We start from the raw sequence: 18,317 nt of genomic DNA, 5'->3' as shown, positions 1-18,317 counted from the left end.
AGGCCCCCACATGCTGTTCTTCAACTTCGTTGCGGGCGATCTAAACCTGACACTCGTCGCCCAACTTCGCACGAATTCACCGGCAAGGATCGCGGCCATCCAGGGCCACCCGGAACAGCTGTTCGCGGAAATGGCGGACCTGAATGACGTGAGAAGGCGAAAGCCTACGAAGCCACGGCCAAGAGTTCTTCGCTGCCGACGTCACCTACGACTGCAAAGTGCCGCGCTGCTCTGTGGTCGATTTCCAGCTTCTCCAGCGGAAAGAACTTCTGCCTTGCGGCGCGGTAAGCTTGGCGCTGGATATCGTGCTGCAAGCCGGCATAAAGCTGACGTGTGGACCATCCTAGCGCGGTGTACGTTTCGCCGCCAAGAATCTCGTTGATATTCCACATGGCGGTTGAGTAATACCCGACAGCGTATTGCGGCGGCTCATCGAGGAGGAAGAAGGCTTCCGCCGGTACCGAAGAGTCACGATGAACGACTAGGTCACCGTCAACGCTCTCTTTGATTATATCCGCGAGGCGCGCCGGAGATTTCGGGTGCGGAATAAACATGACGCGGTCGCAAACCTCGAACAAGCGGCGGCAAGTCTCGGCGTACATTTCTATCTCATCCCTGAAATAGAACCCCTTACAGAAGTCGGAGAAGTTTTGACCGAGCACGATTGCCTGCGGTCGCCACTCGCCTTGCAGATCTCGGGCACGCTTCTTCCAATGATCGATGAACGCAGCATGCATCTTTGCGCGCCGCTCGTCGTTTAGACCGATGTAGCACTTCTCGGCAGCCTTCATTTCGACGAGTTGCCGTTGGCCAAGATCAAACTGAACATAGCGTTTTCTCAGATGCGATCGCGGCGCTTCGATTTCTGTCAGAGGAAGGTTCGCTAACCTGACACGTTTCAGGTGAGCCAGCACATCGCCCTTGTGGGCGTAGTTATGAAACAGCTTGGCGCAGGCCTTGATTGGCATCTCAAGGTAGCTCGCAAGTCCATCCTCAAGCATGTAAATAGGCGCTGCAGGGAAGGCATCCAAATGAAGTTTGACAAAGCGTTGCGAAAGCAGGGCGCAGAAAATGCCGGCAATCCGTTTCGGATGCCTTCTTCGAATATCGGCAATGACGCGCTCGATACCGACTGTCTTCGAAAAATCGCCCTTATAAATGCTGTCGCCTCGATCATAATGGACGATGGAGGCCTCCAGGAAGCCATGTTCATCCAGAGCCGATCGTAGGTGCCCGGCTGCGGTGGCATTATTTCCGAGTGTATCGACCAGCACGACGATCAGATCCCGACCGGCTCGTCCCAATTGGATGGCGCCCTTACCCCCGGCGAACATTTCTGCCATGCATGCAATTTGAACGATCTGCGATGCCTTGTCGCATAGAGCGAGGTACTTCTGCCTTCCGAACATTTACCGCTTCTCCGAAATGTTGTTGGCCAAGGACGTACTGAAGTGCCCATAGTCGATATACATATGCGGTCGCAAGGCCGGATATTTGTCGCAAGCAGTCATGTTCGACTCGATCCGCCACTCTGTTAGGGCGCCGAACAGGTCGTTCACCTTATCCACGCGACGGGATTTGACCTCAAGCGGTCTTGTCGAATCCGGCATTTGCAACAGCTGCAGCCGGATGTCCAAATAAGGGTCGACGGGCAGCTTCTTGTTTTGGTCGAATGCCCGCGCGCGGTACCAGTCTTTTTTGGCGACGAAATTCACGAGATTTATCTGCTCCAGGTGGTAGAGCGATATGCTGTCGCTAAGGCTCAGGAATCTCCTCGTGTAGGTGAACGGCGCAACGTTCACATGCGCATACTGCCATTCAGGGAATTGTGAGAAGCCATCGTCGGCAAACCCCACGTCTTTGAATTTCTTAAGTCCTCGTGAAGGCAAAAGGCCGACGATCCGGTCTTCTGAGTAGTATGCTCCCATGTCGGCGGTCAGGTTCAGCCACGGGAGTGCGAGAATATCTCCGGGGCTCATCGCTGACATGATCGCCCTTAGGACGCCCGGCGTTATTTGATCCGACAATACCTCATCGGCATCGACCTGGATGAAGTGCGTTCCACCCAATTCGCGACCGCGATCGACAAGAATTTGATGGATAAGGGACTCATTGAACAACCAAGCATCGGCCCGGATCAAGTCGATGGGGAGCCCGTCGGATCTGCACTCTTCAATCCGAGCGACCGTGTCGTCATTGGAGTGATCGTCGAAGATCACCACCTGGTCGACATGCGAGGCGATCGCCTCGATTGCGAACTTGATCGTCGCCGCCTCGTTCCGGACGCGCATCATCGCGACAATTACCGGCTTGGCGCGACCGCCTGGATCGATTTCGTTCTTGAAGCAATCCCTGAAGACCACCGAGCCGTCACGGACATCCAGCAGTACAGTGTCCTGCAAGCCTCCAACCTCTCCAGCGGTTGCGCCGTCGCTTATGAGGTGCGCAGCAATGTTCGCGTTTAGAGATGCGTGGACATAGAGGTCAGGATTGCCAAGGCCACGCGGCATGGCTCTGCCGGCACCGCTGCAGAGGAGGTTCAGTACGAAGCCGAACTCCGGCCACGCCTTCGCCTCGCCTAAGACTTTGAGAAGCAGGAGAAGTAATTCCTGATCCTGGACCTCTCCGAGTTGGACAGACTTGAAGCGTCCCTTTGTATTGGTGAACTCGTATGCAGCTTGCGTGCCACCGATAGCGTCTATGAGGTAGAGCGCCCTTTTAAAGGCCCCAATGTTATCGTCCTGATAAAAGCGGGAAACAATCGCTTCGTAGTCGGCGTAGTTCCATTTTAGCCCAAAGGCGTAAGGAACATAGTTGACTTCTTTGATGTAGAGCTTCTCGCACTCTTTCGGATCGTTCAAAGGCCGAACCGAGTTTATGTTGAACGGGTTTTCGAGGCTGTGCATCGGATGTCCTGTGGAAACGCCTTGGGAAGGCAATTGCGGCGCAAACTACTAATCTACTTTCGGTTGTCAACCGATTCCGATTGCAGTCCCTGCAGCAATACTCCGACAGGAATGTGACAAACGATTAATTTTCCAAGGAACACCGCGTCATGACCCCTTCTTTCTTAGGCGCGGAGAATGCCTCCGGTTCGATCTGCATGGCCTAGACGCGCCATTGATGTCGCCACGCTCCAGCCGCCACGCGCGCGATCACCACGGACGAGCGGATTTTCTCGATCGCCTCGCGAATGGCAGCGGAAAGCCTGGAATCATTATTTGCGTGCCGTTCATCGAAGGTCATTGCCATTCCATGGGCAATCCCAGGTAGGCGTCAGCCGCTTCACTGCGCCGACCTGGCCCAGCCGCGAGATAAACCGCTGCGCCGTAGCCTTAATCTCTCATGAAATCGAGGAGGCAATGGTATGCATTGCACCGCGGGTCGGCGGCCCAGCACCAGCCATACGCTCTCCCGCACGTTTGTGAGCCTCGGGCGAAACATCGCCGCATGGATCGATGATCAAACGAGCAACGGGCGATGCAAACAGACGTCAACAGCCGTTCACTTATACTGTTCTTGCCGATGCGATTCACTTCCTCATTGTCTTGCAACCCCTCGGGGTGGCGGGACTTCAAATCTTTCCAGGTGTAGGATCCAGCGACTGTTGATCCGCCCCCCCGCATCAGCGGTAATAAACTATTTATATCCATCTTGCGACCAATAGGCCGACGCACTCGAGGGGAGTTCTGCTGCCTTCAAGAAGCGCGGGCGGATACTGAAAGTCATTCTATTTGGTTCCTACGCCCGCGGCAATTGGGTTGACGAGCCGCACACGATGAAGGGCTACCGCTCGGACTACGACATCCTTGTAATCGTCAGTTCGAAGAAACTGGCCGAACCGCAGTATTGGGAAAAGGCGACCGATCGGCTGCTGTGGGACAAGGGTGTCTCAACTCCGGTGGGGCTGATCGCGCACGGCGCCCGGGAGGTGAACAACTACCTGGCCGATGGACAGTATTTTTTCATCGATATTCTGCGCGAGGGCGTCATCCTTTACGAGCTCGACGATCGGCCGCTGGCCGAACCGAAACCATTGTCTCCTTCTGATACGCTCAGGTTGGCCCAGGAGCATTTTGAAGGTCGTTTTCCCGAAGCCCAGCTGATGCTGCGCACAGCGGTTTGGCAAGCCGGACAGATTGGTGACGTTACGGAGTGGGTCTACATCAGGCTAATGAGCATGCCTACTCGACGCTTCTCCTGACCCTCACAAACTACAGCCCGCCTTCGCATAACCTCAAGTTTCTTCGCGGCCTGGCGAGGATCAGGATCGCCGGCTTATCGAGGCATGGCCTCGTGAACAGCACCGCTTCACGGCCTGGTACAATATCCTTAACGAGGCCTATGTGAAGGCGCGCTACTCGAAGCATTTCGAGATCACCGCAGAAGCGCTCGCGTGGCTTCGTGAGCGGACGGAACATCTGCACCGTCTTGTCGGGGCGATTTGCAAGGAGCGGCCCGGAAAGCTTGAACACGTGACCGCCCGAGGTGAATAATTTGTAACAAGCGGCAGTCGCTTAAGACTGGCGGATCGACCGCAGGGCATGTAGATAGCAGTCTTACTTTTTCGGATCCAAGGCGCCGATGGCGGTAACGCGACGACAAAGGGAAGACTTCGCCAATATGTCCTCCGCTCCCACACCGGAGCCGGTGACGACCTTTGCCGTCCAGATCATCGGATGGAAGAGAGAGCTTTTCGAACGATATTTTCCCGACAGGAACTTCCACTTCCTCCCGATGAACGTCGGCAAGCGCGAATTCGAGCGTGTCTGGAAGCCGCGAATCTTGGCCGAGAAGGACGCCGAGTTTCTCGCCTGGGGCCCGGAGCTGCCGGAGCGATTTGATGCACTGGCAAAAGCGAGGAACATTCCCGTCACCTTCATAGAGGACGGTTTCCTTCGCTCGGCCCGGCCAAGCGCCAGCCGCACGCCTCCCCTCTCCCTGGCGCTCGACAGCAGGGCGCTTTATTTCGACTGCCGCCATCCCTCCGACCTCGAAGTGCTGCTGAAGACCTATGACTTCGAAGCGGATGCGGTACTGATGGAGCGTGCGCGCGCCGGCATCGCGCTTCTCATCGAAAGCGGCATCAGCAAATATAATGGCGCACGTCAGCGCACCGCCGAGGAGGTCTACGGCGAGAAGACGGGCAGGCGGGTGCTGGTCGTCGGCCAGGTGGAGGACGATGCTTCGATCCGCTACGGCTGCCTCAGCCGCATGACCAACAACGACCTGGTGCGACTCGCGGCCTCCGAGCAAGCAGGCGCCCAGATCCTCTACAAGCCGCATCCGGACGTGCTGAGCCGCGCTCGCCCGGAAAGGTCCGACCCTGCCGGAGTGGCGCATCTTTGCGAGCTGGTGACCGAGAGCCTGCCGCTCGCCGAGGCGCTGCGCACCGTCGACCACGTCTATACGATCACCTCGCTCGCGGGCTTCGAGGCGCTCATTCGCGGCATCCCCGTTACGACCGCCGGCTGTCCCTTTTATGCCGGATGGGGCCTGACCGACGACCGCCAGCCGAACCCGCGCCGCGGGCGACGCTTGAGCATCGAAGCGCTTTTCGCCGGCGCCTATCTGCTTTATCCTCGCTACTTCGATCCCGAGACGGGAGCGCAAACCTCATTCGAAGCGACCGTGACCGCGATCAGAAGACAGCTCGACGAGCCGCAGGGCCTTGGCCCACCGCGGCCGCAATGGCGCGCCTGGGGTCCCTACGGCCTCTTCGGCTGGCGCCATCTCCTGGCCGCCTTCGTCACGCCGGTGATCCGGAAGCTAGGCAGTGACCGCGATGTCGAAGACTTCAGGGCCGACCCGATCCGTTTCTTCCGCGGCCTGTCCGACCGGAAGTACCGGATCATCGGCCGCATACTTTATCCGTTCGGGTGACTGACATGGGCTATCTCACCACCCATTTCCGGGTTGTCGGCGCCCTTCTGGTTCGCGAAATGGCAACGCGCTTCGGCTCAAAGCCCGGCGGCTATGTCTGGGCGCTACTCGATCCGGCGGCCCACATACTGCTGATGACGGTAGTCTTCCAGGCGATCGCCCGCGCGCCGGCGCTCGGCACTAGCTTCGCGCTTTTCTTCGCCACCGGCTATATCGCCTTCCAGTTCTACCAGGCGATGACGGGCTACCTGAACGCCGCGGTCAAAGCCAACAAGGCGCTGCTCAGCTATCCGAATGTCGCGCCAATCGACACCATCGTCGCCCGCTTCGTCCTGCAGATGGGCACGACGTCGCTGGTCGCCTTGATTGTGCTCGGCACGATCGTCGCCACCATGCGGGTCGACACGAACATCCACTGGCCCTCGATCCTCGAAGCGGTCGGGCTCGCCTGCCTCTTCGGCCTCGGCGTGGCCATGGTCAATTGCGTGCTCTTCCTCAAATATCCGCTTTACGAGCAGGTCTTCAGCATCGTCAATCGGCCGCTGTTCCTGATATCAGGCGTCTTCTTCCTGCCCGACTCGATCCCCGCGCCGTATCGCGATCTCGTGCTCATCAATCCGCTCGTCCACATCATCATGGGCTTCCGCCAGGGTTTCTATCCGGAATATCGGGCGGTCGGCCTCGACATGGAGTATCTCTACGGAATCGCATTTCTGACATTGTTTGCCGGAATGCTGGTCTTCACCCTTTCTAGAAAGACGCTAAGAAACGAATGATCCGGTTCGAGCAGGCGACGAAATACGCCCGCACTAAGGGCATCAAGAAGCCGATCATCGAGGACGCATCGCTGACGCTCAACCGCGGCAAGAGCGTGGGCCTGCTCGGCCGCAACGGCGCCGGAAAATCGACGCTGCTGCGCCTGATCGCCGGCGCCATCAAGCTCGACAAAGGACGAATCATCCGCCGCGGTAAGATTTCCTGGCCGCTCGGCTTTGCCGGCAGTTTTCAGAGCTCGATGACGGGGGAACAGAATGTGCGTTTCGTCGCCCGCATCTATGGCGTCGATACGGAGCAACTGACTGGATATGTCGAGGATTTCGCCGAGCTGGGTCCCTTTTTCAAGGCGCCGGTCGGCACCTATTCCTCCGGCATGAAGGCGCGACTCGCCTTCGGCTTGAGCATGGGCGTCAACTTCGACTATTATCTGGTCGACGAAATCACCGCCGTTGGTGACTCAAATTTTAAGAAAAAGTGTCAGGCTGTCTTCGAGACTAGGCTGCAGGATTCCGACGTGGTCATGGTCTCGCACAGCACCGGCACGATTCGCGACTATTGCGATTGCGGCGTTGTGCTGGAAAAAGGCAAGATGACTTATTATGAGAATGTCGAAGACGCGATCCGTGCGCACGACAAGAATATGAAGGAAAGCTAAATGGCGGCAAGCAAGGACGCGGCAGTGAATAAGCCTGACCCCGCGCAGGCCGCCGACAAGCCGAACACCGCCAAGGCCACGGCGAAAGGCAAAGGCATCGCGGTCCTCGAGGGACTTCTCGGCAGGGAGAGCGCACCTGTCATCCCGCTGCCGGGGCGCAAGGTCGAGCCTCCCAAGAAAGCTGGCTGGCAGCCGAAATGGCTGAGGAAGCTGCGCTGGCGCCACGCCATCATCGGGGCAACTTTCCTGGGACTTGTTGCCGTGCCTGCGACACTCGCCTCTCTCTACATGGCCTTCATCGCCGCCGACCAGTATCACAGCACGGCATCCTTCGCAGTCCGCAGCATCGAAGGCGGAGTTTCGGGGGATATCCTCGGCATGTTCAGTCAGGCTTCCGGCGGCAGCACCGTTTCGGACAGCTATATCCTGATGGACTATATTCTTAGCGAGCGGATGGCCTCGGATGCGGACCGGCGGTTCAAGCTCGAGGATGTCTACGCGACACGCGGGCTCGACTATTTCTACGGCATCGGCTCCGACCTGCCGATCGAGGACAAGCTTGCCTACTGGCGCGATATGGTAAAGGTCAGCTTCGACCATGCCTCCGGCATCATGCAGGTGACCGTGAAAGCCTTTGAACCGACGCAGGCGCAGGAGCTCGCGCAGTTCATCGTCGACCAGAGCGACAATCTGGTGAACAGCCTTTCGCTCTCCGCCCGCAACGATGTGTTGCGCGCCGCACAGGACGAGGTGCTCGCCGGGGAAGCTCGGCTTTCCAAGGCTCGCGCAGGGCTGCGCGACTATCGCGACAAATCGCAGGAAATCAGCCCAGCGGAAGGCGCGAAACTCGCGGTTCAGCTGATCGGTGGCTTGGAAGGAGAGCTGACGAAGCTCAACGCCGATCTCGCCACGGCCAAGAGCCAGATGAGCGAGGATACGCCGCGCATCCGCGTGCTCAAGACCCGCATCGAAAGCTTGGAACAGCAACTCGCCGTCGAGCGCCAGCGGCTGGGGGCGGGCCAAAAGGGCACGTCGGATGCACACAACCCGAACGTCCCGGACGTTGCCGGCCGTATCGCCGAGTTCGAGGAACTGGAGACCGAGCGGGAGTTCGCCGAGCGCGCCTATACGGCGGCACTGGCCGCGCTGGAAAAGGCGCGGGTAGAGGCGAATAATCGGCAGCGTTATCTGGCGCTCTTCATAGAGCCTACGCTTTCGCAGATGGCGCAGTATCCGGCGCGGTTGCTCAATGCTTTTCTTGTGGCTCTTGGGTTGCTATTTGCCTGGGGGATTGGGGTGATGGCTTACTACAACATAAGAGACAGGGCATAAACGTGTGTCCTACCTTGATAGGTTTTGAGCACGTCGCCACAGAATTCATTGGCAAACACCATCTTTTTGTCTAGATAGCTGCCAATATCACTCACTCGCTCACAATCGAGAAGATCAGAATGCACTCAGACGTGATTGCGTTGGTTCCTGCGCGGGCCGGTTCCAAAGGGCTCCCCGGCAAGAATGTCAGAGAACTTTGCGGCAAACCGCTTTACCGGCACAGCGTGGACGCAGCGATTATGGCCGGAATTCCGAAGATCTTTGTTTCCACGGATATAGATGAGATTTTCTCCCATTCTCTTCCCGGCGGCGTGCAGGTCGTGCGGCGCCCACCCGGTCTTGCCGCCGACACTACCACGATGGCGGATGTTCTGATTGATTTCTTAGGATCCACGCTTCCCAATGGCGGCACAGTCGTGTTGCTCCAGCCTACTTCACCGTTGCGGAAGCCAGATCACATCCGAGCCGCTTTGGAATTGTTCGCCGGTGGAGATTGTTCGCTTGTCATGAGTGTGTGTGCAGCGAATTCAAGCGTTTTGAAATGGGGCCAAATAAATGGGGATCGATTTCAGACGCTCTCCGATCCCCGGTACTGTTTTGCCAACCGTCAATCCTTGCCACCCGTGTTTCGTCCCAATGGGGCTTTGTATGTTTTTGATGCAAACACATTCAGGGCTAACGGTGACTTCTCTGCCGCCGCAATAAAGGTTGTGCAAATGTCGGAAGACGAATCACTCGACGTTGACACGATAGAAGATTTTAGAAAGTGCGAAGCAGCAATCTCACAAGGGATCACTCAATGAAGATTCGTAATCGCCAGGTCGGCCCTTCTCACCCGCCTCTCGTTATCGCTGAAATCGGGATTAACCATGGTGGTAGCCTTGAGGTGGCAAAGGCCATGGTCCTGGCGGCTGCCCAATCCGGCTGCGAAATCGTCAAGCACCAAACCCATATTGTCGAAGACGAGATGACGGAGGAGGCAAAGAAGATATTCCCGCCCAATGCCGACGTTTCCATCTGGGACGTGATGAAATCCTGCGCCTTATCACTCGAGGACGAAAAGACACTGAAAGATTACGCAGAGGGCCTCGGCCTCATTTACATATCTACTCCCTTCTCGAGGGCGGCGGCCGATTTCCTCAACTCGATAGACGTACCAGCCTTCAAAATCGGGAGCGGCGAGTGCGACAATATTCCCCTGATCCGGCACATCGCCTCCTTTGGCAAGCCCATCATCATGAGCACGGGGATGCAGTCAATCGAAACCATTCGCGCGTCCGTCGAAGTATTGGAGCGCTCAGGTGTCGAATATGCTCTGCTTGAGTGCACAAACCTTTATCCTTCTCCGCCGGAAATTGTTTCTCTGCGCGGCGTGACGGATTTAAAAACGGCGTTCCCTAATGCTGTCGTCGGATTTTCGGACCACAGCATCGGGCCGGACATGGCTCTCGCATCTGTGGCCCTTGGGGCTTGCATCCTTGAGCGTCACTTCAGCGACACACGGTATCGCAAGGGACCTGACATTTCCTGCTCAATGGATCCCGCGGAGCTGCGCTTCCTGATCGACAGATCCCGAGAAATCTTCATAGCTCTGAATAATGAGAAGCGGCGGACGGAGCCGGAGGAGGCAGTCTACCGGTTCGCGCGGAGCTCAGTTGTGGCTGACCGAGACCTTCAGCCAGGAGACGTAATCTCCGAGTACGACATCTGGGCACGACGGCCAGGCAATGGCGACATTCCCGGCTATCAGCTTGATGAACTGATTGGAAAAACTATCACTGTAGCCCGCAAGCGAAATGAACAGCTCCGCTGGAGTGACTTCGAGACACATCCTGAGGCTCTACTATGACTAAAAAACTATTGTTTCTTACCGGAACGCGTGCAGACTTCGGTAAGATTGAGCCCTTAGCTGTGGCGGCAAATAAAGCCGGCTACGCGATTAATTTTTTCGTGACCGGTATGCACATGCTGGAGAAATACGGTGCGACGAAACACGAGGTCCACCGCCTCGAAGGCATTGAAGTACACGAGTTCATCAACCAGCGCCTCGGCGATCCCCAAGACCTCATCCTTTCGAAAACGATCCTCGGAGTTTCCGATTGGGTGTATGAACACAAGCCCGATCTGGTCGTCGTTCATGGCGATCGGATCGAAGCGCTGGCGGTTTCGCTCGTCTGCGCGACCAACTATATCCGCTGCGCCCATATCGAAGGCGGTGAAGTATCCGGGACGATCGACGAGATCTATCGCCACTGTAATTCAAAGCTCTGCACCTATCACTTTGTCAGCTCGGAAATTGCCAGAGCTCGCGTCTTGGCTCTCGGCGAGGATCCACAGTTCGTTTACAATATTGGATCACCCGAGTTGGATCTCCATCGCGGCGATTCTGGTGTGACCCTCAGCAAGGTTCGGGACCGCTATGCAATACCATTTTCGGAATATGGGATCGTCACTTTCCATCCGGTAACGTCGGAAACGGACACGATAGGGGCGCAGGCGCGAAGCCTTTTTACGACACTGGCTGAGAGCGGCAAAAACTTCGTGATCATCTCGCCGAACAATGATCCTGGCAGCGATGACATTTTCGCTGAGATCTCGGAGCTCGATCCGCATCGTTTCAGGCATTTGCCGAGCATGCGTTTCTCTTACTTTTCCGAACTTATGAAAAATGCGAAAGCCATCATCGGAAACAGTAGTGCCGGGGTGCGAGAAGCACCGTTCTTGGGAGTGCCCAGTCTTAATATAGGGACACGGCAAAACAATCGATCCAGCGCTGCGACAATCACGGACGCATCGGCATTCGACGTCGACACTATTCGAGAGTTCCTAAACACGACGTGGGGCAGAAAGTTCTCAAGCGACCAAAGCTTCGGTAACGGCAACGCCGCCTCTCGTTTTGTCCAGGTTTTGAATGATCACACGTTTTGGTCAGCACCGCTTCAGAAGCAATTCAATGACTAGCGGTGATGTAGTTGGCGGAGCTACATCGGCTCTGCCGGCAGGGACAGACCTGATCATTATCTCTAATGGTCGGCAAGCGCAGAATGCGTTAGCATTTATCGAGGAGTTCGGAGAAACTCTGCTGTTGCGGCCGTTCGTTCTGACCCTTTATACAGACGCTAACCTTAAAGAGCGGAGTAGCATCTCTAACCTTCTGACGGAAAAACATGTCCCCCATGGCCTCCTGAAGCTGCCAGTGGGAGCCGCCTATTTCTCACTTCGAAAGCAGGGCCGAATACTGAGAGCATATCGGTCTGTTCTCACGAAGAACACGCCGCGGCGTCTTTTTCTATTTAATTACAACACCCACTACGGCCTTGTCTACGATCTTGCCAAAAGGGCGGAGATGCAGGTTTTCTTCATCGAAGAAGGATTGTCTTCTTACAAGAAGGCTCATGCATACGCACCGCCTCGGTCTTTGATTGATATAATCAACAAGGACATTATTGCCGATTCTTTTCTTGGAAAGATACTTTTGAAAATACCATATGAATTAGCTTCAAATCCAAAGACAGGTCTCAAAACGCTGGTGCGTTTTATTCAAAAAGAACTTTCTTTTGCCGTTAGGTGCATTGTCGTACCCTTCGACAATGAACTTACGGCCTCCTGTTTCAAAGGCATATTCAGCCGTAGCTATCGCTTCAGACGGTTCCACGAGCCGATATCCGGCTTCAACGGTGTGTTTGGTACTTTTCCGGACCGACTGGCCAACAGTTTCGGTGCGAGTGAAAGGAATTACTTTAGCTATATAAAACGCACCTTCCGAACAACCCAGCATCATTACGCAAGCAAATTGGCCGACTGCGGAATGACCGCTCAGTCCCTTTTATATGTAGATCAAGCCTACCACATAGACAAAGAGGTGATTATAGGTGTCATAGCGAAGTGCATTCAGGACAATTTCCCTCAAACGGATACATTGTATATTAAAGCTCACCCAAAATCTGATTTCAGCCTCGAAAAGCTCGAGGTGATCCGCGAGCGTTATCCCGAGTTTGAGATAAAGCTGCTACCTCATACAGACATACCAGCAGAGTTTATTCCTGCGCTCACCGCCTGTCGAAAAGTGATCGGTATCGCAAGTACAGCACTCGTATACGCAAGTGATCTCCGGCCGGATGTCGAGGCATACTCGATCTATCGACAGCTCTTGCCGCTAATTGCGAAAGACGCACGCACCGCTAAGATTGTTGCAGAGCACGGATCGATCCTCGAGGACTTCAACGGGGTCCAGTTTGTCTGATTCAAAGAAGCGCCGGGACGATTTTCAACGCCATCCCCTGATGCCATCAAAAGCGCTACTCATATATTCGGCAGATTCCTATGTTGGGTATTGCGACGTACTTTATAAGCATTTGACTCGGATCTCATGCGAAATCAACGTCATTGAAGTCGTGGAGGATCTTCGAGAACCCGGCCTGTCAAAAGCTCAGCGTGAAAAATGGGGGGTCTCTTTTCCGGAATGCAGCATAAGCATAGTCGCAGAAGCGGAGCTACCCAGGTGGATAGCTGAGAGCGGTGCAGACTTCCTCTTCCTTGGTCTACCGGGGAGAAAGGTCTTTCATATTTGCAATACTCTCCATGAGTTTCCGAGCTCAATTGCGTTGATGACGATCGCAACGGGATTTCCTGGACTTCAATATTACATGAGGTTTACTGGCCTATTTTGGAGGTCCTTTGTTGACCAGCTTTTGTTCACAGATCCACATTTATACCGACTCGCCAGGAACTGGCTTTCCCTATTGCCACTGTCGACCGCAAACTGCGTGTTGCTAGGCTCCCCTCGACTAAAAGAAGTGCCGCCACGCAGCCACATCCGCATCAGAAAATATATCGCCTTCTTTGAACAGAACGAAGTTCCGGCATCGAGCCACGGCCGATATGAGCTGGCGAGACAACTTGCAATTCTGGCCGACTTGCATCCGGACAGGAAGCTTTTGATAGTCGCGCGCAACAGCTCCGGTGAAACTTCAAATCACCAAGCACTCGACAACATGAGGCTCGCCCATATATTGCTAGAGAGGGAAGGCCGAACGGTCGAAGTGTTCAATGGTAACTGGATGACCATTGCCGACGACATAGAGTTCGCAGTTAGCGTTTCTTCCACGGCTCTGCTTGAGGCAAGCATCTTGCAGATCCCATCGTTCAGCATCGCTATTGGCGAGGAGTCCAAATCGCCATTTGATGCCTCTCGCTTCTTTCAGCGAGTGGGCTTCGAACGGCATTTGGGAGATCTCGCAGGACCGCTCCCTTTGAAACCCGTCGCCCGCGCCGCAGATTTTTTGGCGCCCCTAGACATGAATGCGCTACCGCAGGTCATTTCTCGCAGGCCCAAGCCGCGTCGCACGACAAAGCCGTACGAGTTTGCTCTGAGACGCTGGTGTGTCGCATCAGCGAGGGCGCTCGATCGAGCTTTCCGTTTCATCGACCGTTAGCAATCAGCTTTAGACTAAGACTAGAACAGGTCCCTCGAAACTTTTGACGTCGGCGTGTCTCTCGGTAGCGATTTCCTCGATGAGCTCTCGCCAAAGACAAAGGTTGAAGCAGCATGATTGGACCCAGGAATCGGTGTTCGAGTGTATCTCGCCTGCGGAGCCACGCAGATGCGCAACTATGCGGCGAGGGTAATTATGCGGAGCCGGAGACACCGATGGGCGCATTGCCCGGCTTTTCGACATCCATCGACTGAGGCGGTGCTAGGATTGACAAGCATGAAGCGCCACTGAGCGAGATCGGCTTCCGTTTGTGTGCTTTCGATCGGCGATAGCGCAGCCGGTCTGCTTCTTCATGCCCGGCTTGGATCCCCCTGCTGACTTCGAGAGCGAGTTCGACGACCGCCGGCGTCATCTGCTCAGCAATCAGCGTGCCGATGGCTTCATCGACAGGAGGCCCGGTGATCGACTGACACATAGGCTCCCACTTTGAGGTACTCGACATGCTGAATCCGATCTGGCGCGTCCACATGTGTGGGGCTGTCCTCTTTTCGAAGCGAAAAGCCGCTTGTTCGCGTCCAGGACCATCTAATTACTGCCGCGAGTCACTCAAAGCCTATCCTCTCGTATCTCCCGTGTCGAGGCCGTCAACAGAACCAGCCCTGCCACAAAGCAGACAAGCGCGAATTCGATCACATAGCCCTTGTCCAGCAAGTCGGCCCGGTACTCCGGGTAGATGCTCGCCCTAAACCACATGATGACGTGCACGAGCGGGTTGTGCAGCAGAAAATCGCGGAAGGGGCTCGGCAGCGATTCCGGCAGGAAGAAGACGCCGGAGATCATGAAGAGCGGGCGGTTCATGATGCCGAAGATCTGCTCGTAAAGCGGGAAGCGGGCGAACATCACGATATTGATCGTGCCGATGCCGAGGCCTAGCAGGGCGGCAGCACTCGCGGCCTCGATCATGCCGGCGATGTTCATCGGCTGGGTGACACCGCCGAGTTCGAGGATCATCATCAGGATGAGGATTGTCACCAGCGTATCGGTCATCAGCTGAAGGATGAAGCGCGAGGCGATCGCATCGAAAGGGGTGACGATTGGGTATGAGAAGAGTGCCTTGTTGGCCTTCACCGTGCCGGCCATGAAGCCGGACATGCGCTGATAGAAGGCGAAGGGCAGATAGCCGCTTGCGAAGAACAGCGGGAAGCTCAGGCCCAGCGCCGGCATCCGGGCGATCGCCTGGAAGATCAGCGTCATCAGCGCGACATGCGCCACTGGGTCGAAGATCGCCCAGAGATAGCCCCCCGGCTTCGAACCGAAGCGCGTCGACATTTCGCGCACGATAAGCGCCGCCGTCACTCGCAGATGCTGTTGGATGAGATTCACGTCCGACCCTAGTTGAATTGCCGTTGATGGAGTGCCCGCTGCCCCTCATCCGCCTGCCGGTACCTTCTCCCCGCAGGCGGGGAGAAGGTACTCGCGGCATGCTTCCAGTCCACTCTCCCCGCCTGCGGGGAGAGATTGGGGTTGGGGGCGGCGCCAGCATCTTGCCGCCATATTCCACAAACCGCTCTTGCTGGCAAATCTTTGGCGCTCTCCCTCACCAGACAAAAAGACCGCCTCGATCCTTTTCGGTCGAGGCGGCCAGGCGGCCCCACTGGGAGGTGAGCTCGTCTCGCTCAGCGCCCGCCTTCGAGTTCGCTCAGGAAAGCGCCAAGCTCCTTCTCCTCAATACCGACAAGATGGCCTTTTTCCGGATAGGCGCCGGAGCGGACGTCGAAAGCGAATTCGGAAAAGGCGGCGATGCGCTCCTGCTGCAGGCGGTCATATTCTGCGGCGAAGTTGCGATAGGTCTTGGCGTGGCGCGGACAATGGCCGCGATTGGCGCCCAGCACGTCCTCGGCAAAGAGATATTGCGCGTCGCAGCCCGTCCCTGCCCCCATAGAAAGCATCAGCATCGAGGTGCGCGCGCTGATCGCGGCGGCGACTTCGCCCGGCACCACCTCGATCTCGGCGGCGAAGGCGCCCGCCTCTTCCAGCACTTTCGTCTGGCGCCAGATCTCGAGTGCGCTTGCGGCCGTCTTGCCGACGGCGCGAAAGCCGCCGGTCCAGGTGGCCTTGGAAGGGATCAGCCCAACATGGCCGCAGACTGGAATGCCTTCATCCCGCATGCGCCTGACCGTCGAAAGGCTTGCGGCGCAGTAGACGGCGTCGCCGCCTGCCTTCAGCGCCTGAAAGGCGGCACGGATATAATCCTCCGCGGTGACATGGTCGCCGTATTCGAGGCCGGGAAAGGCAAAGACGGAAGGGGCCGCCTCGCGAAACTCGGGGCTGAGGAGCGCCGGCGGGACGGAGACGAGGTCGATGCGCGCCTTCTCCGCAGCCTCCGCCTCTTCCAGCGTCATGACCCGGAGCATGGTGAGCTGGCGCTTTCCTTTCATCGACAGGAGATCGGCAACGGTCGGGCGGCGGTGTCTCATCGGTCTCTCCAGTAGAGCGCTCCAGCAAGAGCGAGCAGCGCTTTCGCCTCGGAACGTGCGTCGTTTCAAAGAAAGGGTACTCAGGCCGCCAGCAGCTTCTTGAGCCGGGTTTCGGGCGAGGCAAGCGCCAGCGGCTCCGGCTTTGCCCCGGCGGCGATCAGCATTTCGGCAAGGCGGATATCGCGGGCGACTGCATTGCCGCGGCCGATGCCGCTTGCGGCGATCAGCCGTCCCTCGCCATCCAGATGAAAGAGGATGAAGGCTCCCTCCTCCATGTCGCGCCGCACGGTCGTTTCTGCACCGTCGGCAAGCCCCGCGATCTGCAGGGTGAACTCGTACTGATCCGACCAGAACCACGGCACGCTGACCATGGTTTCTCCCGCACCCATCAGATTGGCGGCGGCAAGCGCGCCCTGGTCCTGGGCATTGCGCCAGGCTTCGAGCCGCACTCGCCGGCCGCCATAATGCGGCAGAGGGAAGGAGCAGCAGTCGCCGGCGGCATAGATGTCGGGGTCCGACGTGCAGAGCCTCTCGTCGACGGCAATGCCGTTTTCAATCGCAAGGCCGGCCGCCTCTGCAAGCTCGGTGTTGGGCACCGCGCCGATGCCGACGACGATCAGGTCGGCCTCGATGTCGACTCCCTCGGCAAGCAGCAGGCGTGCGCCGTCTCCGGCTTCGTCGATCGCCGCGATTTGCGCGCCACAGATGATCTCCACGCCTTCCCGCCTGTGCCGCTCGGCGACCAAAACGGCAATCTCCTCCGGCACGCCGCGTGAGAGAACGCGCGGCAGGCCTTCAACAAGCACGACTTCGGCGCCGAGCTTGCGCGCAGTCGCGGCAAGCTCCAGGCCGATGAAGCCGCCGCCGATGACGGCGAGCCTTGCACCGGGTGTAAGGGCGCCGCGGATCGCAAGCGCATCGGCATGCGTCCTCAGCGTCCGGATGCGCCCGGCATTTTCCGGCACGCGCGGAAAAGCGCGGGGCCGGGCGCCGGTGGCAAGAAGCAGACGGTCATAATCGAGGGATCGTCCGTCCGTGAGCGTGACGGCTTTGTGCACGCGGTCGATGCTCTCCGCCGTGACGCCGGTCAGCACCGCAATCCGCGCTTCTTCGTAGCGCGCGGCGCCCGCGATGAATTTCGGCAGGGAGGCCTCCGCGAGGCCGTCCTTGGAAAGCGGCGGCCGCTCATAGGGAAGGTGCGGTTCGGCGCCGATTAGCATGATTTCGCCGCCGAAGCCCTTTTCCCGGAGGGCAAAGGCTGCCCGCGCACCGCATTCGCCGGCGCCGATAATAACGATATGCGTCATGCTCTCCTCCCTTTTCTGCCTAGAAGGCCCCTCTCCCTGCGAAAGCATTTCGTCCGACGCGTTCCGGATTCATGCCCCCTCACTCGCCGGGAGCTTCCAAAAAGTCTCAACGCCTAGGAAAGCCCGATGAACACGCTCCCCGCCTCCACCTTGACCGGATAGGTCTTGAGGTTGACGCAGACGGGGGCGCCCCTGGCCTGGCCGGTCTTGTAATTGAATCGACCGTTATGCTTCGGACATTCGATGATGTCGCCCATGACCAGGCCGTCGGCGAGGTGGATCTGCTCGTGCGTGCAGAGCCCGTCGGTCGCGAAATATTCGTCGTCCGGGCTGCGATAAACGGCAAAGGTGCGCCCCTCGTGATCGAAACGGACGACATCTTCCTCGTCGATCTCTTCGGCCGCACAGACCTCCACCCAGTTCGAGCTCATTCTTTCCTCCATTCGATGGT

The 18,317-nt window shown here is 57.3% G+C and carries 17 protein-coding genes and 1 pseudogene; 10 read left to right on the top strand and 8 right to left on the bottom strand.

Going from position 1 to position 18,317, the window contains the following annotated elements:
* Positions 1–164 precede the first annotated feature (164 nt).
* From M1D43_RS20060 to M1D43_RS20050, 3 genes are all read right to left on the bottom strand, one after another.
* Complete coding sequence (locus M1D43_RS20060) at positions 165–1,409, bottom strand: polysialyltransferase family glycosyltransferase (RefSeq protein ID WP_024311914.1); 1,245 nt, start codon at positions 1,407–1,409, stop codon at positions 165–167.
* Positions 1,410–2,906: a glycosyltransferase family 2 protein gene (locus M1D43_RS20055; RefSeq protein ID WP_024311915.1), complete on the bottom strand. Its 1,497-nt coding sequence runs from the start codon at positions 2,904–2,906 to the stop codon at positions 1,410–1,412. It lies immediately after the preceding gene.
* A gap of 202 nt (positions 2,907–3,108) precedes the next feature.
* Entirely contained in the window at positions 3,109–3,246 is a 138-nt protein-coding gene (locus tag M1D43_RS20050) for a hypothetical protein (RefSeq protein ID WP_153416478.1), read from the bottom strand.
* Positions 3,247–3,667: 421 nt separating this feature from the next.
* Between M1D43_RS20050 and M1D43_RS20045 the strand changes: the two are divergent.
* The 10 genes and pseudogenes from M1D43_RS20045 to M1D43_RS20000 form a co-directional block, all read left to right on the top strand.
* Positions 3,668–4,496 (top strand): annotated as a pseudogene (locus M1D43_RS20045) (nucleotidyltransferase and HEPN domain-containing protein); the annotation flags it as partial.
* Between the two features lie 88 nt (positions 4,497–4,584).
* Positions 4,585–5,883, top strand: coding sequence for a capsular polysaccharide export protein, LipB/KpsS family (locus tag M1D43_RS20040; protein WP_040121045.1), 1,299 nt, complete (start codon positions 4,585–4,587; stop codon positions 5,881–5,883).
* Between the two features lie 5 nt (positions 5,884–5,888).
* A complete protein-coding gene (locus M1D43_RS20035; RefSeq protein WP_127621921.1) occupies positions 5,889–6,659 on the top strand; it encodes an ABC transporter permease in 771 nt (256 codons plus the stop codon).
* Entirely contained in the window at positions 6,656–7,315 is a 660-nt protein-coding gene (locus M1D43_RS20030) for an ABC transporter ATP-binding protein (protein WP_024311918.1), read from the top strand. Before M1D43_RS20035 ends, M1D43_RS20030 begins: the two co-directional genes overlap by 4 nt.
* Positions 7,316–8,647 carry a KpsE/RkpR family capsule polysaccharide export protein gene (locus M1D43_RS20025; RefSeq protein ID WP_040121046.1) on the top strand — a complete coding sequence of 444 codons (1,332 nt, stop codon included), beginning with the start codon at positions 7,316–7,318 and terminating at the stop codon, positions 8,645–8,647.
* 119 nt (positions 8,648–8,766) lie between these two features.
* Positions 8,767–9,450, top strand: a complete 684-nt coding sequence (locus tag M1D43_RS20020; RefSeq protein WP_040121047.1) for an acylneuraminate cytidylyltransferase family protein — start codon at positions 8,767–8,769, stop codon at positions 9,448–9,450.
* Positions 9,447–10,496 carry an N-acetylneuraminate synthase family protein gene (locus tag M1D43_RS20015; protein WP_040121048.1) on the top strand — a complete coding sequence of 350 codons (1,050 nt, stop codon included), beginning with the start codon at positions 9,447–9,449 and terminating at the stop codon, positions 10,494–10,496. Before M1D43_RS20020 ends, M1D43_RS20015 begins: the two co-directional genes overlap by 4 nt.
* Positions 10,493–11,608, top strand: coding sequence for a UDP-N-acetylglucosamine 2-epimerase (neuC, locus tag M1D43_RS20010; protein WP_024311922.1), 1,116 nt, complete (start codon positions 10,493–10,495; stop codon positions 11,606–11,608). The genes M1D43_RS20015 and neuC overlap by 4 nt, the downstream gene beginning before the upstream one ends.
* Positions 11,601–12,890 carry an alpha-2,8-polysialyltransferase family protein gene (locus M1D43_RS20005; RefSeq protein ID WP_040121049.1) on the top strand — a complete coding sequence of 430 codons (1,290 nt, stop codon included), beginning with the start codon at positions 11,601–11,603 and terminating at the stop codon, positions 12,888–12,890. Before neuC ends, M1D43_RS20005 begins: the two co-directional genes overlap by 8 nt.
* Positions 12,883–14,082, top strand: coding sequence for a DUF6716 putative glycosyltransferase (locus tag M1D43_RS20000; protein WP_127510669.1), 1,200 nt, complete (start codon positions 12,883–12,885; stop codon positions 14,080–14,082). Before M1D43_RS20005 ends, M1D43_RS20000 begins: the two co-directional genes overlap by 8 nt.
* A gap of 193 nt (positions 14,083–14,275) precedes the next feature.
* Here the strand turns inward: M1D43_RS20000 and M1D43_RS19995 are convergent, their stop codons facing one another.
* The 5 genes from M1D43_RS19995 to M1D43_RS19975 form a co-directional block, all read right to left on the bottom strand.
* A complete protein-coding gene (locus tag M1D43_RS19995; RefSeq protein WP_234843374.1) occupies positions 14,276–14,611 on the bottom strand; it encodes a hypothetical protein in 336 nt (111 codons plus the stop codon).
* Positions 14,612–14,688: 77 nt separating this feature from the next.
* Positions 14,689–15,465 (bottom strand): ABC transporter permease, encoded by a 777-nt coding sequence (locus M1D43_RS19990; RefSeq protein ID WP_127621922.1) that lies wholly within the window; start codon positions 15,463–15,465, stop codon positions 14,689–14,691.
* 293 nt (positions 15,466–15,758) lie between these two features.
* Entirely contained in the window at positions 15,759–16,559 is an 801-nt protein-coding gene (locus tag M1D43_RS19985; protein ID WP_013850889.1) for a 3-methyl-2-oxobutanoate hydroxymethyltransferase, read from the bottom strand.
* Positions 16,560–16,639: 80 nt separating this feature from the next.
* A complete protein-coding gene (locus tag M1D43_RS19980) occupies positions 16,640–17,866 on the bottom strand; it encodes an NAD(P)/FAD-dependent oxidoreductase (protein ID WP_127621923.1) in 1,227 nt (408 codons plus the stop codon).
* Between the two features lie 113 nt (positions 17,867–17,979).
* Positions 17,980–18,297, bottom strand: coding sequence for a MocE family 2Fe-2S type ferredoxin (locus tag M1D43_RS19975; protein WP_013850891.1), 318 nt, complete (start codon positions 18,295–18,297; stop codon positions 17,980–17,982).
* Positions 18,298–18,317: the final 20 nt, after the last annotated feature.

It is taken from the genome of Ensifer sp. R1-3 (assembly GCF_056739175.1).
Note: the sequence above shows the minus strand (reverse complement) of the source record. Positions and strands in the feature narration are given on the sequence as shown.

Excerpts from the sequence above, each read along its gene's own strand:
- M1D43_RS20015 (WP_040121048.1), top strand. The coding sequence starts at position 9,447 with ATGAAGATTCGTAATCGCCAGGTCGGCCCTTCTCACCCGCCTCTCGTT.
- M1D43_RS19980 (WP_127621923.1), bottom strand. The coding sequence starts at position 17,866 with ATGACGCATATCGTTATTATCGGCGCCGGCGAATGCGGTGCGCGGGCA.
- M1D43_RS20025 (WP_040121046.1), top strand. The coding sequence starts at position 7,316 with ATGGCGGCAAGCAAGGACGCGGCAGTGAATAAGCCTGACCCCGCGCAG.
- M1D43_RS20060 (WP_024311914.1), bottom strand. The coding sequence starts at position 1,409 with ATGTTCGGAAGGCAGAAGTACCTCGCTCTATGCGACAAGGCATCGCAG.
- M1D43_RS20055 (WP_024311915.1), bottom strand. The coding sequence starts at position 2,906 with ATGCACAGCCTCGAAAACCCGTTCAACATAAACTCGGTTCGGCCTTTG.
- M1D43_RS20035 (WP_127621921.1), top strand. The coding sequence starts at position 5,889 with ATGGGCTATCTCACCACCCATTTCCGGGTTGTCGGCGCCCTTCTGGTT.
- M1D43_RS20030 (WP_024311918.1), top strand. The coding sequence starts at position 6,656 with ATGATCCGGTTCGAGCAGGCGACGAAATACGCCCGCACTAAGGGCATC.
- M1D43_RS20040 (WP_040121045.1), top strand. The coding sequence starts at position 4,585 with ATGGCGGTAACGCGACGACAAAGGGAAGACTTCGCCAATATGTCCTCC.
- M1D43_RS19975 (WP_013850891.1), bottom strand. The coding sequence starts at position 18,297 with ATGAGCTCGAACTGGGTGGAGGTCTGTGCGGCCGAAGAGATCGACGAG.
- M1D43_RS20005 (WP_040121049.1), top strand. The coding sequence starts at position 11,601 with ATGACTAGCGGTGATGTAGTTGGCGGAGCTACATCGGCTCTGCCGGCA.
- M1D43_RS19985 (WP_013850889.1), bottom strand. The coding sequence starts at position 16,559 with ATGAGACACCGCCGCCCGACCGTTGCCGATCTCCTGTCGATGAAAGGA.
- M1D43_RS19995 (WP_234843374.1), bottom strand. The coding sequence starts at position 14,611 with ATGTGGACGCGCCAGATCGGATTCAGCATGTCGAGTACCTCAAAGTGG.
- M1D43_RS20050 (WP_153416478.1), bottom strand. The coding sequence starts at position 3,246 with ATGACCTTCGATGAACGGCACGCAAATAATGATTCCAGGCTTTCCGCT.
- M1D43_RS20020 (WP_040121047.1), top strand. The coding sequence starts at position 8,767 with ATGCACTCAGACGTGATTGCGTTGGTTCCTGCGCGGGCCGGTTCCAAA.
- neuC (WP_024311922.1), top strand. The coding sequence starts at position 10,493 with ATGACTAAAAAACTATTGTTTCTTACCGGAACGCGTGCAGACTTCGGT.